This window comes from Treponema sp. UBA7567 (assembly GCF_002476655.1).
Taxonomy (GTDB): Bacteria; Spirochaetota; Spirochaetia; order Treponematales; family Treponemataceae; genus Treponema_D.
The window spans coordinates 9015-25033 of the sequence record NZ_DLLH01000060.1 but is presented as its reverse complement, the minus strand read 5'-3'; the positions used below and the strand labels follow the sequence as shown (position 1 = coordinate 25033).

Sequence of the window (16019 nt, the reverse complement as noted above, 5' to 3'; positions counted from 1 at the left end):
CGAAGCCGGACACTGGACTGAACGAGAGCAGCGAGTGAAGGAAGCGGCTGGAGCCGAAAGGCGGAACCCTGAAAAGCCCGATTTTTGCGATGCAAAAAGCCACCCAAAAATTCAAAAAATTATTTTGCCGAATACGATTTTATAATTGAATCGAAATATTTGCTGTTTTTGCTATAGACTCCTTGAAAAACGGTCAAAGACATTATTGCGAGGTGGTTTTCGTCGAGATGTGTCAAAATTTTGAAGTCACGCGTGAAAGATTTTGAAATGTCGTTAAAAAACAAGTTTGACACTTTTGTTCCTGAAGATGCGGTTTCTAATTTTTGCAATTGAGAATAAGGATAAGTTCCGTCTGTGCCGAGTGTGAATTTTTGTAAAAGAGTGTCGGAAACGGTTGCTTTTTGTGCGGAATCGGTTTTTGAAAGGTCGATTATGTCGAAAGCGAGAATTGCGCTGTTTGAAAGTGTGTAAAAATTTTCGGCTTTTGCTGTCCACTGACTGTCGAGAGTGATTTTTTGGGTGAAGCCGGAAGTTTTTTTATAGGTGATTTTTTGTTTTTCGGCTTTTTTGTTGAGTGAAAATGAATGCTGGTCTTCGGTTTTTACAGGAAGTCCTTCAAATGCACTGAAATTTTCGTCGGAAGAAGAAGAAAGTTGACCTGCGGTTACAAGGTTAAAAACGATTTTTCCAGTTGAGTCTTCGATTGATTTTACGTTGAAAATTGGAATGAACGGGTCGAAATTGATTTTTACCTCGCCGCCAAATTGTTCAAATTCCTGTGGAACGGTAATTTTGTCTTCGATAAAGCCGTTTTGAGAAGCTTTTTGGAGGCGGGCTGTAAGTTCGTAAAGCATATCGTGAAGGTAATTGATTATGTCTGTGTCTTCTGGAGAAATTGCGGAAATTATGCGTTCGCCGGTGAGCTCAACGTATTTTTTTGTAATGTCGAGAGAAAAAAGAATTTGAATGTCTTTTTTTGGTAAAAGTGGCTTGATGTCTGTTTTTGACGGTGCAAAATAGCGAAGACCGTAAGTTCCTTCATCGTAGAAAATAATTCCGAAATATGATTCGCGCTCAAAGCTTTTGTCTTCGTAATAAACGAACTGTCCCGACAAATCCGGAATTTTTTTTGTTACGCCCGGAAGTGCAAAAAGACAAGAAAAAAATGAAAAAAACAAAACTGAAAAAAAGGATTTTTTTGAAGGAACGGATTTCATATTTCCTCGATTGAAAAAAAAAGTGAAAAAAGACGGTCATTTTGCTTTTGCCGATTTGGGTTTTAGTTTAATGACCGTTTTTTATTTTGATGACGATTTTTTTAAACTCAAAGTTTGAAAAATTTGCATTTTGAGCTTAAAAAAGTTTATGCTTGAAGTTTTGCGAGTTCGTCTTTTACAAATTGAATTGCTTTTTCTGCTGCGCTTTCTGCTGGAACAAGTTCTGCTTCGGCTGCGCTGCGTGGTTTGAATTCAACATTTGGAAGATTTTTGTCGCCGACTGTAATTCTGAGAGGAATTCCAATCAGTTCCATATCGGCAAATTTAACTCCAGGGCGTTCGTCGCGGTCGTCAAGAAGGACTTCGATTCCTGCTTTTGTGAGTTTCTCGTAAATTGTGTCGGCAACTTCTTTCATTGCTCCGTTGTATTTGATTGGAACGATGCAAACTTGGAACGGTGCAACTGACATTGGCCAGATAATGCCTTTCTCGTCGTTGTTTTTTTCGATGATTGAGGCGAGTGTGCGGTCAACGCCGATTCCGTAGCAGCCCATTGTCGGTTCTGCCGGTTTGCCGTCTTTTGCAAGGAAAGTTACGTGCATTGACTTTGTGTATTTGTGACCGAGCTTGAAGATGTGGCCGAGCTCGTTTCCTTTTCTTGTATAGAAAGTTTCGCCACAGAGAGGGCATTTGTCGCCTTCTTTTACTGTGCGGACGTCTGCATTGATGTATGGGACGAAGTCGCGTAGCGGTTCAACGTGAATAATGTGATAGCCGTCTTTTCCAGAGCCTGCGATTGCATCGTGCATTTTTGCCTCGCCGTCTTTTACGACAGAATAATCAACTACGAGCGGACATTTTGCTGTAACCGGGCCGACAAAACCGTGTGGAGCGCCTGCGTATTCAAGAACTTCTTCTGCCTCTGCAAGGACAACTTCTGATGCTTTGAGGGTTGCTGCAAGTTTTGCTTCGTTTACGTCTAAATCTGCGCGGATAAGGACACAAACATAAGAAAGTGGATAGTAATCACCGGCAGGGTCTTTTACTCTCTTCCATTTGTCTGCGCCGTTTGCGCCTGTCATGTCGAGTGATGAGTTGATTACGCGGTAAATGAGAGCCTTGATGAACATTTTTGGTGATTCGTCAAAGAATTTTTCCATATCTTCGATTGAGAAAACGTTTGGAGTTGCTACTATTTCGACAGGGAGCTCTGTTTTTGACGGTTTTTCGCCTTTTTTGTTCACAGAGTCATCGCTTTTGCACCATGCTTTTTCAACGTTAGCCGCAAAACCGCATTTTTCGTTCGGGCAGATAATCAAAGTGTCATCGCCGATTGGGGATTCAACCATGAATTCTTCTGAACCGCTTCCTCCCATTGCGCCTGAGTCCGCGCGCACTGGAATGATTTTGAGTCCAAGACGTTTGAATATGCGGAAATATGCTTTCTCGTAGAGTTTGTATGATTCATCAAGAGACTCGTCGTCAGCGTTCATTGTGTAGCCGTCCGCCATTATGAACTCGCGGCCGCGCATTACGCCGTATCTTGGGCGGATTTCATCTCTGTATTTTGTGTTGATCTGGTAAAGATTTACAGGGAGCTGCTTGTAAGAACTGAGTCCGTCGCGGACAATCGCAGTAAATGCTTCTTCTGCAGTTGGAGAAACAACCATGTCCTGTTCACCGCGGTTTTTTGCTTTGAGCATTTGTGAGCCCATAGTTTCCCAACGGCCAGATTCTTTCCAGATGTCGCCTGGGAGAATTACTGTTGGCTTAAATTCAAGGGCTTCAGCTGTATTGTTCCATTCCTCGCGGATTATTTGTTCGAGTTTATAAAGTGAGCGCAGTCCAAGCGGAAGATAAGTGTAAAGTCCGTTTCCGAGTTTGCGGGTGATTCCTGCTCTGAGCATAAGTTTGTGGCTTGCGATTACGGCTTCTGCCGGAGCTTCGCGGAGCGTTGAAATATAAAATTTTGAAGTTTTCATGATTTATATATTTTATTGAAATAAAACTTTAGTGGCAACTAACCGAAAAAATGTGTGATAAGGAATAAAAATAATTGAAAATGTTATGGAAAAAAAATGGGCTGAATAAGCGAATTTCGGTGAACCTGTCAATTCGGCTTATTCAACCCAAAAAAGTGAATTAGTTGCAGTTTAACGTCAAGTGGCGTGGAAGACCGTCAACCATAATCGGACTAAGTTCTGCCTGAATTAAAGGGTGAATGTAGTGAATCAAGTCTTTTGTAACATGGTCGTCACCAGAAATCCATTCAAGAGGAACTTTCTTTTCAACATTTGCAATGTCGCGAACGTCGGCAGTTTCTGTAATGCACATATATGGATCGTCAGAAACGCGCTTAAGAACAACAACTTTGCCTGTTTCACCCTCAAATGCTGCTTTTACGGCAGCTCCGCCAACATTGAAAGCTTCTGTAATGTCAGTGCGGCTTGAAATATGGGCGGCACAACGCTGGAGAGTTGAAAGCTCGATTGCACGAGCCTTTACTCCAAGTTCAAGCTGAAGTTTTGTTGCGAGAAAACTTGCGGTTCCAGACATTTGCTTGTGACCAAAAGCATCGACTGAATCAGCGTGCTGGCCGAGTTCAAAAACATAACGTCCGTCAGGAAGTTTAATTCCTTCAGAAACAGCGATAACAACGGATTTTCCAGAAGAGGAAAGTTCTTTTACGCGGGTAATGAACATATCGATATTGAAAGGTTTTTCTGGAAGATAGATTAAATCAACTCCTTCGCAATCTTCTGATTTAGAAAGAGCAGAAGCTGCGGTAAGCCAGCCTGCATTGCGGCCCATAACTTCAACAACAGTTACAGTTGGATAATCGTAAACAAGACCATCGCGAATAATTTCTTTCATTGTAGAAGCGATGAATTTTGCCGCTGAACCAAAACCTGGTGTGTGGTCTGTAATTGCCAAATCGTTGTCGATTGTTTTTGGCACGCCAATAAAGCGGATTGGGCTTTTGATTTCTTCAGCATACTGCGAAAGCTTTGCAATTGTGTCCATTGAGTCATTTCCGCCGATGTAGAAGAAATACTCAATTTCGAGTTCTTTTAAAATTGCAAAGATTTTTTCAAAAGTTGCTTTGTCGCTGGCAACGTCAGGAAGCTTATAGCGGCAAGAACCGAGATAAGAAGACGGAGTTCTTTTTAAAAGATCTATTTCCATTGTTGAACGGATTTTCTGGGACAAATCAACATACTGACGGTCGAGAAGTCCTTTGATACCGTGAAGCATACCATAAACTTTTTTTGCACCACGATCTCTAGCGGTTTGATAAACGCCGGCGAGTGATGAATTGATTACTGCTGTAGGTCCGCCAGACTGTCCAACAATTACATTTCCAATCATAAATTTCTCCATTAATTTTTAAAGTTAAAACTTTTTGTTAAAAAACCTTTTTATATAATATCACTAAAACACGGGAATAGAAACAAGAAATTTTATTTTAAAGTTTTAATTGTGTTAAAAATAAAAAATAAGCTTTTTTAGAACGAATACAAAGAATTTTTTGTCATTTTTAGACATTCAGCGCAACTAAATATATAGAAAGATGAAAAGTTTTTATGAGTGGACTTTTTTGTTTGTGGCAGGGATTGTAGGGGCGGCAAAGCCGTTGGCGAATAGCCAATGAAGCGTTAGCGGAACCCCGAAAAGCCCGGTTTTGTGCAGCTTAGCGGAACAAAAAGCCACCCATAAACTTGAAATCGAATTTTGTATTTTTTTATTGGAGGAAAAATGAAAAGAAAAAATTTTAGGAAAATGGCGGAAATTTTAGTTTTGGCGGTTTGTGTTTGGCTTTTGTTCGGCTGTTCACATGGTTCTTCTAGCGGAGAGATGGCGGAAAATGAAAATTTTGAATACGGGAGCACAAAAGTTACGGTTTTTGTTCCGGATTATGCAAAAAGTATAAAAGAAAATACTCGTGTTGTTGCGACGCAGACAAATGCTGTAAAACTGGCATATAAAAGTGGCGATGAATTTGTCTGGCTGGAAGAGTTGGATTTTTCTTGCGCGGAGAAGATTGAAACTGAGGAAAATTCTCAAGAAAGTTATGTTCCCGGAAGTAATTATGTGTTTACGTTTGAAGGAATTCCGTGCGGAATTTATGCTGAAGGCGAAATTGAAATACATCTTTTGGATAAAAATGGAAAAACAGTTTCTAAAGGAAAAAATTCTAAGGAAATTGAAATTTTGACGGAAGAAACGGCGGTTGCAAGTTTTTATGCAGTTCCGGTTGAAGTTGAAGCAGGGGATTTTTCTCTTTCTGAAAACGAAATGAAATTTGTAAAAATAAAGACTGAAGCTGGATATGATTACGAAATTTCTGTTATTCTTGGAGAAAATGACTCTTTGTATCCGAATTTGGCAGTTTTTTATGCTGACGGTTCCTTAAAAGATTTAGTTTGCCTGGAAAACGGAACTTTAAAGCTTGACAGTGCCGAAACAAATGCAACGTATTTTGTTGGAATCTGGACGGTGGATTTTGAAATTTCTTCGTGTTCGGTTGTTTGTAAAAAGCTTAAAAATGAAGTTGATGAAGATGAAAATAAAAACTGCGGAAATTTAATTGCAAAAATTGATTTTGCCGAAAGCGATTTTTTTTGTTTGAACTGCGGAATTCACTACGAAAGCCAGGAAGAAGCGGAAAAATGCTGCTTTGAAGAAGGTTGTCCAAATTTTGGACAACCTAAATTTGTAGTTGCCGGGCAATATAAAATGGGTGTAAACGGCGGATTCCAAAAACAGGCGGCAAATGAAGGATTTCAAACTGTAAATAATATTAGGGTAAGTACAAAAATTGATGAAAATTTTGCGGTGCTTGAATTAAAGAGTAAAGAACAGCAGGGATTTGTGGAATTTTCGGTTGAAAAAAAGATGTATTTGACGGTTACAGAAATATTGGGAAGTTCACAAAAAGAACAATATGGAATTTCAATTGCTTCAAAAGACGGAGAAGCGAGTTTTGAGGGTGAAATTGTTTCTACAGAAGAGTTGCCGAAGACCAAAACAGGAAGTACAGACATTGCCGGGAAAAAAATTACGTTGACGGCAGGGACTTACAGGCTTGGTGCGCATCAGGCAGGAGTAAAAGCAAAACTGTCGGAACTGCTGTTTGAGGAATTTGAAGAATAAGTTTTTTTGTTAAATTTTTTAAGGAAGATTTACAGAAAGTTTGGTTGAAATAAAAAAAACAGCCTTTGATTATTATTTTGAAATAATTGAAGGCTGTTTTTTGCAAATCGATTTTTGAAAATGTCTGCGTCTTTTTTTTGCTGAGGCTAAAAGGCACAGAAGAATTTTATAATTCTTCGTGGATATAGCGTTTTATGGCTTTTTGCTCCAGTTTGTCTTGCAATTCGAATTTTTTAATTGCCCAGCTTATTGTCTTTACGCTAATCATCATTGCGAGGATGATTCCTGCAAAAAGTATAAAAGGAAGCAAAACATTTACTGAAATTCCGTTTGCAATAACTGGAAATTTTGAGAGGAAAATAAAACTTCCTCCAACCAATACGAGTTCTATTGCAAGTCCGAGTATTATATTAAAAAGTGCGACGCAAAGATTGAAAACTAAAGTTCTATCGTGAGTTGTCATTTTTTCTCCCATAAAAACACCACGTTAGCGGCGAGCCACGGATGGCGAGAATCATAGTTTGTGAAAGCAACGCTTGAACAAACTGCAATGATAAAAAATACAGGGATGTAATTTTTATCATGTCTCCTTATTTGAATTTGATTTTTTTACTGTAAATGCGAATGAGATTAAAAGAAGAATTCCGCAGACTACAACCGCCGCGTCTGCAACATTAAATGTTGGCCAGCGGTCCATTCCAAAAATTCCGTAGAATTTTACATCAATAAAATCAATTACGCCTTCTTTGCGGAAAAAACGGTCGATTAAATTTCCAAGTCCGCCGCCGGCAATTCCTGCAATTGCCCATCTTTGAAGTGAGCTGAATTCGTCGTTTCTAAAATAGACAATAAGCACTAAGATAATTACAAACAACGGAACTATGCGGAATAAAAAGGCTCTTGCAGTTAAAGACCAGCCCTGCCCTATGCTGAATGCAATTCCTGGATTGCAAACGTGTATAATTCTTAAAAAATCACCAAAAAAAGAAGAGCCCATGCTTGGTGGAAAAGTAAGCGGAATAATTTTTACAATTAACTGCTTTGTAATCTGATCTGCAGCGATTACAAGAAGCATTAAAATAAGTGGAATCAATTTTTTTGAAAGAGACGTTTTTGTTTTAAATTCCACAACGATATTTTCTGTGTCCATAAATTGAAAGTATAAAAGAATAAAAGTTTATAGTCTATAGTTTTTAATTAGCTGTAGACATTCAAAAAAAGAGCGGTTTGTTTTTTATGTTTCATTCAGATTCTATCTGTTCTGCGGTTTTATTTGCCAGGTAGCGTGGAATAAAGAGAGAAGAATCTCTTGAAAGTCCGTATTTTTTCGCAAGAGGAATATTTGTCTGTTCGATAAATCCAAATTTTGAAGTTTTGTATTCTTGAATTGTGTTTAAACTGAAAAATCCTGCGGTTTGAACTCCTGCATTTTCTGTAATCTGGCAGATTGACTTAAAATCGAGGCTGTCAAACACAAAAAAGAGCGGAAAATCTTTTCCATAAAGTTTTTGCGCAAGTTTCGCGAGCGCTTTGTATGAATTTGTGTGATTTAATTTTGCCGCCATGGTTTCGCTTTTTTGAAAATTATTTTTGTCGTTTAAAAACATAAATTTTCTGAAAATACGCGAATTGAGAATTCCAGGAAGATAAAGGCAGTCGTGCGAATAAAAATCTGCCGCTAAAACCGTAAAGCCTTTTTTTGACAAAAAAAGCAGATAAGGTTCATAATCTTGAGTTTCGGCAGTTTCGCTCCCGCAAAAAACAATTATTGGTTTTTGTTTTTTTTGCGTCAATTCTTGTGTTGGAGCAGGGAGTTCAAGCGTTGTAGTTTCTGTATTTTCTGAAAAAATTTTCTTTAATTCAGTTTTTTCTGAAGAAATTGTCAACGGTTCATAGATTTTTAAGGTTCCTGTTGAGCTGTAGAAAAAATCGCCTGGCAAAAGCTGTTCAAATCCGTGCGAAATGCTTCCGCTCAGACGGTAAACTGTTTTTTTTGAATTGAAATTTTTTTGTTCAATTTTTACAGGACGGTTTAAAATCAAAAATACTGCCGAAAAAACAATCAAAATCAATTCCAAAATGCTAAAAACTGAAAATAAAGCCGAATATCTGTCGACAAAAACTCTTGAAAAAAGTCTTAAAATTGCACGGAAATTTGTTGCGAAAACGATAAATGAAAGAGCTGCAAGAAAGATGTTTGGTACGGTTAAATTCCACAAAAAAATATTTGCGAGAGAAAGAAAAAATGCAATTGGAGCAAGAACAGAGCAAGAGTCAATTGTTAAATTTCGTGCAAAAAAGAATCTTACACAGACTATAAATAACAAAAAAACAATTAGCATTTGTGAAAGAAAAGCGTCAAACATATGTTTATAATAGTGAAAAGTTGAGTTATAATCTATAAATAGCTATGCCACCTGTTAAAAAAGTAAAACTCGATTTGTCAAAAATCAAAATGGCCATAAGGGCTGGAATTCCTCTTTCGATAACGACTTATACTCTTCCGCGAGAAATGGAAGCTTATATCGATTCGGTGTTGAAGGCGTTCTTAAACGAATTGAATCAAAATCAAATGTCAGAATATTTGACGTATTGTTTGAACGAGCTTTTGACAAACGGTAAAAAAGCAAATACAAAGAGAATCTTTTTTAAGCAGAAAAATCTCGATATTTTTAACGCAGAGCAATATTCTGAAGGTATAAAGAATTTTAAGAGGGAAACACTCTCTAATATTCGTTATTACCTTGATTTGCAGAAAAAAGCCGGACTTTACGTAAAACTTATTCTTCAGGCGCGCAACAATAAAATCAAAATTGAAGTTCGTAATAATTCCGAATTGACAGTTGAAGAATACAAACGAATGCATGACAAACTCAGCCGGGCTCAGCAGTATACTTCGGTTGATCAGGCAACGAATCAGGTTCTTGATGAAACAGAAGGTGCTGGACTTGGGCTTATAATTATGATTTTGATACTGGAAAAAATTGGACTTACAGAAGAAAATTTCCAGATTTTGTGCGAAAATGGCGAAACAATTACAAGAATAATTCTTCCGCTGGACGAAAAAACTCAAAATAATTTAAGTGTTGTAAGCCGGGAATTTGTCAATTTGATTGATGAGTTGCCGCAATTTCCAGATTCCGTCATGCGGATAAACCGTCTTTTAAACAACCCGGATTCGAAAATGAGCGAAATTGCTACGCTTATTTCCAGCGACATTTCCCTTACTTCCGATTTGTTAAGACTTGTAAATTCTGCAACTTTTGCCCTGGCTTCTCCTTGCCGAAGTATTTCTGACGCTGTTAAACTTGTAGGAATTCGCGGAATAAAAAATATGATTCTTTCTGTAAGTTCAATGAATGTTTTGAATACACTTGGAGAAGAAACAAAAGCCTTGTGGACACACGCTTATCGTGTAGCTTTTTATACTTACAATCTGGCAAGAAATTTTTATTCATCGGATAGAACTATAGTCGAAGATTCTTATATCTGCGGTCTTTTGCATGATATGGGAAAATTGATTTTTGAAACAACTCATCCTGCGTACATAAACCGGATAAAAGACATTTGCGCTCAAAAAGGAATTCAGCCGGATATTTTTGAAAAACTTGTCGCTGGTGTAAACCATGGAGAAATTGGTGCCTTAATTGCAGAAAAGTGGAACTTTCCGGAAGTTATTGTTTCTGTAATTCGGCATCATCACGAACCTGACCTTGCTCCGGAAAATGTTAAAAAGCTGACCGAAATTGTTTATCTTTCGGATATGATTGCGCATTATCAGATAAAAGATATTGATTTTTATCAGTTTGATCAGGAAGTTTTGGCAAAATTTCATATTACAAACGAAATTCAGATGCAAAAAATTAGCGACAGTTTGGAAAAGGCTTTTGACAAAGAGTCGCAGTAAATTCGATTTTTTTACAAACAGAATTTATGCGGCTCTTCTGTAAAATTTTACGCAGATTTCATTGCAAAAAAGACAGAGAAAAAGTGCAGGACGCTTCCTGCGATTACAAAAAGATGGAAGATTGAATGTGCCCATTTTACGCTTTTTGCGCTGTAAAATGCAAATCCGACTGTATAAATAAGTCCGCCCCAAATAAGCATTGAAAAACTTAATTTTGGCAATGCGTTTTTTAATGGAATAAAAGCGGCTAAAACAAGCCAGCCCATTAAAATATAAGTGATTGAACTAATTTTTCGCATTTTATTGCCAAAAACTGAGTAGATTGTAATTCCTAAAGCGGCAAGTCCCCAGATTATTCCAAACATTGTCCAGCCGAACGCTCCGCCGAGATTTACAAGGCAATATGGCGTGTATGTTCCTGCAATTAAAAGATAAATAGAAACATGGTCAAAAATTTGGAATACTTTTTTTACGCGCATATTTGTAAAAGCATGGTAAAGACAAGACATTGTGTAAAGAAGAATCATTGATGCGCCGTAAATGGAAACGCTCGTAATTACCATTGGTCTTTTTGGCGAAAAAACAATTAAAAGTACGATTGCTGCAATTGCCAGAAGCGAACCCGCTCCATGGCTTACGGAATTGAAAATTTCTTCGCCCAAAGTGTAAGGTTTGACAGGTGACTTTTTGTTTGGTTCAAAAGCTTTGTTTTCTGTTTTGAGTGTCATAATTTTCCTCGCATTTTTGTGAATTTGTTTTCTGAAAAATTAGACACTCTTTTTGTAAAAAGGTTGCATTTTTTTTGCATGCGTTAGGGATTGCTGGCCGCGTAAGCGGTTCGGACGCGCCTGCGCGGCTGAACGGAAAAATTGCGCAGCAATTTTATAACGCAAAAGCCCGGCTCAATAAAAACGGTTAGTTTTTATTGAGAAACGCCCTGACTTTCTTTTTTTAGATTTTTCCAGGCAAAAAAGAAAATTGGAAGTTCAACTGCGAGCATTGCAATCCAGCCGGCGAGACAAGCATAGGCTGTTCCGATAATTCCAAACATTTTGCAGAAAATAAAACTGAAAATTACGCGGAAAATTATCTGGGATGTTGTCGAGATTACGGTTATTTTTATGTCGCCTGTTCCGCGGAAAAATGCCTGAATTCCGTTGGTTGTTGCCGGCAAAAAGTAAAGGCAGGCCATGACAAAAAGATATTTTTCGCCAAGACGCAAAACTTCGCTTTCGTTTTGTCCTGCAAAAAGCAAAACCAGCTGTTTTCTAAAAAGAATAACCAAAATTGACGTAACAATAATATAAATCCATTCGAGCGAAAAGCCTTTTAAAAAACCTTCACGCTGGCGGGCCGGCTTTTTTGCTCCGCGGTTTTGAGCCATAAAGGTTGTGATTGTGTGTCCAATGCTCTGGGTCGGTTGGTAGCAAAAATCGTCAATTTTTGTTCCGGCGTTGAAAGTTGCGATTGCATCAACTCCAAGAGGATTGACCGCGCACTGAACCAAAAGTTTTCCGACATACAAAACGCATTGCTGCAAGGCCGTTGCCCAGGAATAATTGACTGTCCGCAATATAAGCGAGCGTTCAACTTTGAATTCCCGCGGTTTTAGTGCGAGAAGCGGAACTTTTTTGTAAACATAGATGATTATTAAAATACAGCTGATTAACTGAGAGGCAACTGTTGCATAGGCCGCTCCGTGCATTTCAAAACCGCAGACAGCAACTAAAAAGTAGTCGAGAATTCCATTTAAAACCGCGCTTATTGCAACACAGATGATTGGAGAAGTTGAATCTCCGGCAGCGCGCAAGGCGGAAGCGTAAACATTGTAAAAAAAAGTAAAAATCAGTCCGGCGAATACGACGCGGAGATAATTTGCTGTGTGTTCGATTAAATCTTCGGGACAGCGGATTGCACGCAAAAGTTGTTTTACAAAAATAAAGCACACGACGCTTACGGCAAGAGTAAAGCAAAAACCAATTGCTATTGTAGTGCTGATTTCGTTTTTAAGTTTTTTTTCGTCTTTTGCGCCGTAAAACTCCGACATGATTATGCTGGCGCCAAGACAGATTCCAACGATAAGAAAAATCATGATATTCATTACGGGATTTGCAATTCCGACAGCGGCAAGACATTCTTTTCCTGCAAAACGGCCGAGAATTATCGAATCGACTGCATTATAAGTCAATTGAAAAAAATTTCCCAAAATCAAGGGAATTGCGTAGTTTATAAGCTGCGGATATGTTTTTCCGACTGTAAAATCTTTCATTTTGAATGCCTCGTAATTTTTACGGCAATTTTGAAGATTTTTTAGAAATTGCTGTATTTTTTTGGGGAAAATTGTGAACTTTTTTATTTGGGGCCATTTTGGACTGTCCATTTTTTTATGCAGCTGTTGCGTTTTTCAAAAATTTTCATTTGACGACGCAACTTTTGCATATTTTGTTTTTGGACAGTCCAAAACCGAGTCTTTCAGAGTTCCGGCTTTCGCCTGCATTGCTTCACTTTGTTCCGCAACGCGCTTTGCGCGCTCTTACAGCCTCTTGTCCGAAATTTACTGTTTTATCATCGCGTGATATTCTTGCAATGATTTTACTCCGCCCTCGCCGCCTTTTCCGTTCTTTACAGCCTCGATTCCCTGAACTGCGGCATAAGCGCCTGCCAAGGTCGTAATGTAAGGAACTTTGTATTTAAGGCACGCCTTGCGGATTGTCTTTCTGTCCTCGGCATAATTGCGTTTTGCCTTTGGTGTGTTGATTACAAGGCAGACTTCCTTGTTCATAATTATGTCTACAACGTCCGGGCGGCCGGCGCCAATCTTGTTCACTTCCTCGCATTTGATTCCGTTTTCGCGGTAGAATTCAGCAGTTCCCTGCGTGCATACAAGAGTGAATCCTAGCTTAGAAAGAGTTTTTCCGATGTAAAGAACCTGTCCTTTTAAGCCTTCTTTGTCGCTAAGAGAAATCAGGACTTTCTTGTTTTCCCACGGAGCTGGAGCGTGCGGCAGTTCTGCGCCTGCGGCTTCCTGAGCCTTGTAGAAAGCGAGCGGGAAGTTGTCTGAAAGCCCGAGAACCTCGCCAGTCGAGCGCATTTCAGGTCCGAGAATCGGGTCAACGCCCGGAAATCTCGCCCACGGAAGAACTGCCTCCTTCGCTCCAAAATACGGAATAACCTTGTCTTTAAGCCCGAGAGATTTTAATGATTCTCCGAGCATCATTCTTGTGGCAAGACGAGCCATCTGAGTGTCGCAGACTTTGGAAACGAGCGGAACGGTGCGGCTTGCGCGCGGATTCGCCTCAATCACATAGACTTTTCCGTCCTCAATCGCGTACTGCATATTCATAAGACCGCAGACATGGAGAGCTTCGGCAATTTTCTTTGTGTATTCCTTGATTGTCTCAAGATTTGCAAGCGGAATTGAAACCGGAGGAATAACGCATGCTGAGTCTCCAGAATGGATTCCTGCAAGCTCGATATGCTCCATAACTGCCGGAATATAAACATGCTCAGAATCTGCAAGCGCGTCTGCCTCGCATTCAAGAGCATTCTTAAGGAAGCGGTCGATAAGAAGCGGGCGGTCAGGAGTAACGCCGACAGCCTTTTCAACATACTCGCGCAAAGTTTTTTCGTCGTAGATAACTTCCATTCCCCGTCCGCCAAGTACAAATGACGGACGAATCATAATCGGATAGCCGATTTTGTCTGCAATTGCCTTTGCCTCGTCAAAATTAACAGCCATTCCGCTTTCCGGCATCGGGATTTCGAGTTTTTCCATCATGTGGCGGAACAAGTCGCGGTCTTCGGCAATATCGATAGAGTCGATTGAAGTTCCGAGAATATTCACGCCGTTTTCCTGAAGCTCGCGCGCAATATTGAGCGGAGTCTGTCCTCCAAACTGAACGATAACTCCAAAAGGCTTTTCTTTTTCGTAAATCTGAAGAACATCCTCAGTTGTTACAGGCTCAAAATAAAGCTTGTCCGAAGTGTCATAGTCTGTGGAAACTGTCTCAGGGTTGCAGTTCACGATTATTGTCTCATAGCCAAGCTCTTTGAGCTGCATTGCGGCGTGGCAGCAGCAGTAGTCGAACTCGATTCCCTGTCCGATTCTGTTAGGTCCGCCGCCAAGAATCATTACTTTTTTCTTGTTGTCAGTGGCAACAGAAGTGTCTTCTTTTGCGTTGTATGTTGAGTAATAATAGCAGGCATTTTCTACTCCGCTTACAGGAACTCTGAGCCATGCTTCCTTAATTCCAAGCTCGTTGCGGCGTTTGCGGATGTCTTTTTCTGCAACCTTGAGAATTTTTGAAAGATATTTGTCGCTGAATCCGTCTTTTTTCGCCTTAATCAAAAGCTTGTCTTCCGGAACGCGTCCTGGATTTTTGAGCATTTCTTCCTCAAGGTCAACCATTTCCTTCATTTCTTTGAGGAAATATTCTTTTACGTAAGTGATTTTTGAAAGAGTCTCAAGCGGAACGCCTTTTCTGATTGCCTCATAAAGCTGAAAATATCTTTCAGAAGAAGCGGTCTTGAGCATTTCGCAAAGCTCCTCGGCAGATTTTTTGTTAAAGTCTTTTGCAAAGCCAAGTCCAGCGCGTCCGTTTTCGAGACCGCGGATTGCTTTTTGGAAAGTTTCTTTAAAATTCTTTCCAATCGCCATAACTTCGCCGACAGCTTTCATTGAAGTTCCAAGCTCATCCTTCGCTCCGCGGAATTTTTCAAAAGCCCAGCGAGCAAATTTAAGAACAACGTAGTCTCCGTCAGGCGCGCCGCCCAAAGTGTATTTTTCCAAAGTTCCGTCGCGCCAGTAAGGAATTTCGTCAAGCGTGAGACCGGCAGCAAGTTTTGCAGAAATCAAGGCAATCGGAAATCCTGTCGCCTTTGAAGCGAGAGCCGAAGAGCGCGAAGTTCTTGGGTTGATTTCGATGATTACGATTCTTCCGTTTTTAGGATTGTGCGCAAACTGAACGTTTGTTCCGCCGATTACGCCGATATTCTCGACGATTTTAAATGCCATTTTCTGGAGTTTCTGTTCAAGCTCCTTGTCAATCGTCATAAAAGGAGCGGCGCAGAAAGAGTCTCCTGTGTGAACTCCAACCGCGTCAATATTTTCGATTGTGCAGATTGCGACCATCTGGTTCTTTGCGTCGCGCACAACCTCAACTTCAAGCTCTTCCCAGCCCAAAATCGACTCTTCAATAAGACACTGGTGAGTGAGCGAAAGGTCAAGGCCGTTTGAGACAATCGCGCGGAGCTCCTCGACATTGTAGCAGAAACCGCCGCCGGCTCCGCCCATCGTGTATGCAGGACGAACAACAAGCGGAAATCCGATTTCCTCGGCGATTTTTTCCGCGCCCTCTACAGTATGGCAAATATCAGAGCGAGGAGTGTCGATTCCAAGATTCTTCATTGTCTCCTTGAAAATCTCACGGTCCTCTCCCCGCTCAATCGCGTCAAGATTAACACCGATTACTTTTACACCGTACTTGTCTAGAACACCAGACTTGTTAAGCTCCATCGCCATGTTAAGTCCGGTCTGACCGCCCAAGTTCGGAAGAAGCGCGTCCGGCCGTTCCTTCTCGATAATCTGGCTTATTCTTTCGACATTAAGAGGCTCAATATAAGTCGCGTCCGCCATAACAGGGTCGGTCATAATTGTAGCCGGATTTGAATTCACCAAAACAATCTTGTAGCCAAGCTCGCGCAAAGCCTTGCAAGCCTGAGTTCCCGAATAGTCAAATTCG

Annotated in this window: 12 protein-coding genes; 3 read left to right on the top strand and 9 right to left on the bottom strand. The window is 40.1% G+C overall.

What is annotated here, in order from left to right:
• Positions 1–119 precede the first annotated feature (119 nt).
• The 3 genes from B3Y13_RS07620 to B3Y13_RS07610 all read right to left on the bottom strand — a co-directional run bounded on the left by B3Y13_RS07620 (position 120) and on the right by B3Y13_RS07610 (position 4586).
• Positions 120–1217 (bottom strand): hypothetical protein, encoded by a 1098-nt coding sequence (locus B3Y13_RS07620; protein ID WP_296693724.1) that lies wholly within the window; start codon positions 1215–1217, stop codon positions 120–122.
• Positions 1218–1363: 146 nt separating this feature from the next.
• Positions 1364–3199: a proline--tRNA ligase gene (locus tag B3Y13_RS07615; RefSeq protein ID WP_296693721.1), complete on the bottom strand. Its 1836-nt coding sequence runs from the start codon at positions 3197–3199 to the stop codon at positions 1364–1366.
• A gap of 160 nt (positions 3200–3359) precedes the next feature.
• Positions 3360–4586, bottom strand: coding sequence for a 6-phosphofructokinase (locus B3Y13_RS07610; RefSeq protein WP_296016297.1), 1227 nt, complete (start codon positions 4584–4586; stop codon positions 3360–3362).
• 387 nt (positions 4587–4973) lie between these two features.
• Here B3Y13_RS07610 and B3Y13_RS07605 point away from each other — a divergent pair, with 387 nt between their 5' ends.
• A complete protein-coding gene (locus B3Y13_RS07605; RefSeq protein WP_296693718.1) occupies positions 4974–6371 on the top strand; it encodes a hypothetical protein in 1398 nt (465 codons plus the stop codon).
• Positions 6372–6537: 166 nt separating this feature from the next.
• On the opposite strand, the gene B3Y13_RS07600 is transcribed toward B3Y13_RS07605, so the two are convergent.
• The 3 genes from B3Y13_RS07600 to B3Y13_RS07590 form a co-directional block, all read right to left on the bottom strand.
• Positions 6538–6834 carry a hypothetical protein gene (locus tag B3Y13_RS07600; RefSeq protein ID WP_296693713.1) on the bottom strand — a complete coding sequence of 99 codons (297 nt, stop codon included), beginning with the start codon at positions 6832–6834 and terminating at the stop codon, positions 6538–6540.
• Between the two features lie 117 nt (positions 6835–6951).
• Positions 6952–7521, bottom strand: coding sequence for a signal peptidase II (gene lspA, locus B3Y13_RS07595; RefSeq protein ID WP_296669150.1), 570 nt, complete (start codon positions 7519–7521; stop codon positions 6952–6954).
• Between the two features lie 91 nt (positions 7522–7612).
• Positions 7613–8437: a hypothetical protein gene (locus B3Y13_RS07590; RefSeq protein ID WP_296693710.1), complete on the bottom strand. Its 825-nt coding sequence runs from the start codon at positions 8435–8437 to the stop codon at positions 7613–7615.
• A 13-nt stretch (positions 8438–8450) separates the two neighbouring features.
• On the opposite strand from B3Y13_RS07590, the gene B3Y13_RS07585 reads away from it, so the two are divergent.
• A complete protein-coding gene (locus B3Y13_RS07585; RefSeq protein WP_296016331.1) occupies positions 8451–8747 on the top strand; it encodes a hypothetical protein in 297 nt (98 codons plus the stop codon).
• A gap of 34 nt (positions 8748–8781) precedes the next feature.
• A complete protein-coding gene (locus B3Y13_RS07580) occupies positions 8782–10278 on the top strand; it encodes an HDOD domain-containing protein (RefSeq protein ID WP_296669154.1) in 1497 nt (498 codons plus the stop codon).
• Positions 10279–10325: 47 nt separating this feature from the next.
• Here the strand turns inward: B3Y13_RS07580 and trhA are convergent, their stop codons facing one another.
• The 3 genes from trhA to carB form a co-directional block, all read right to left on the bottom strand.
• Positions 10326–11006, bottom strand: coding sequence for a PAQR family membrane homeostasis protein TrhA (trhA, locus tag B3Y13_RS07575; protein WP_296693708.1), 681 nt, complete (start codon positions 11004–11006; stop codon positions 10326–10328).
• A 194-nt stretch (positions 11007–11200) separates the two neighbouring features.
• The gene (locus B3Y13_RS07570; RefSeq protein WP_296693705.1) at positions 11201–12658 is read right to left on the bottom strand and encodes an MATE family efflux transporter; all 1458 of its coding nucleotides are present in this window, start codon (positions 12656–12658) and stop codon (positions 11201–11203) included.
• Between the two features lie 174 nt (positions 12659–12832).
• Positions 12833–16019: carbamoyl-phosphate synthase large subunit (carB, locus tag B3Y13_RS07565; protein WP_296693701.1), on the bottom strand; the 3187-nt coding region annotated here is incomplete at its 5' end.

Bases quoted from the DNA above. Each gene is read 5' to 3' on its own strand.
- B3Y13_RS07620 (WP_296693724.1), bottom strand. From the start codon at position 1,217: ATGAAATCCGTTCCTTCAAAAAAATCCTTTTTTTCAGTTTTGTTTTTT.
- B3Y13_RS07615 (WP_296693721.1), bottom strand. From the start codon at position 3,199: ATGAAAACTTCAAAATTTTATATTTCAACGCTCCGCGAAGCTCCGGCA.
- B3Y13_RS07610 (WP_296016297.1), bottom strand. From the start codon at position 4,586: ATGATTGGAAATGTAATTGTTGGACAGTCTGGCGGACCTACAGCAGTA.
- B3Y13_RS07605 (WP_296693718.1), top strand. From the start codon at position 4,974: ATGAAAAGAAAAAATTTTAGGAAAATGGCGGAAATTTTAGTTTTGGCG.
- B3Y13_RS07600 (WP_296693713.1), bottom strand. From the start codon at position 6,834: ATGACAACTCACGATAGAACTTTAGTTTTCAATCTTTGCGTCGCACTT.
- lspA (WP_296669150.1), bottom strand. From the start codon at position 7,521: ATGGACACAGAAAATATCGTTGTGGAATTTAAAACAAAAACGTCTCTT.
- B3Y13_RS07585 (WP_296016331.1), top strand. From the start codon at position 8,451: ATGCTAAAAACTGAAAATAAAGCCGAATATCTGTCGACAAAAACTCTT.
- B3Y13_RS07580 (WP_296669154.1), top strand. From the start codon at position 8,782: ATGCCACCTGTTAAAAAAGTAAAACTCGATTTGTCAAAAATCAAAATG.
- trhA (WP_296693708.1), bottom strand. From the start codon at position 11,006: ATGACACTCAAAACAGAAAACAAAGCTTTTGAACCAAACAAAAAGTCA.
- B3Y13_RS07570 (WP_296693705.1), bottom strand. From the start codon at position 12,658: ATGGACAGTCCAAAATGGCCCCAAATAAAAAAGTTCACAATTTTCCCC.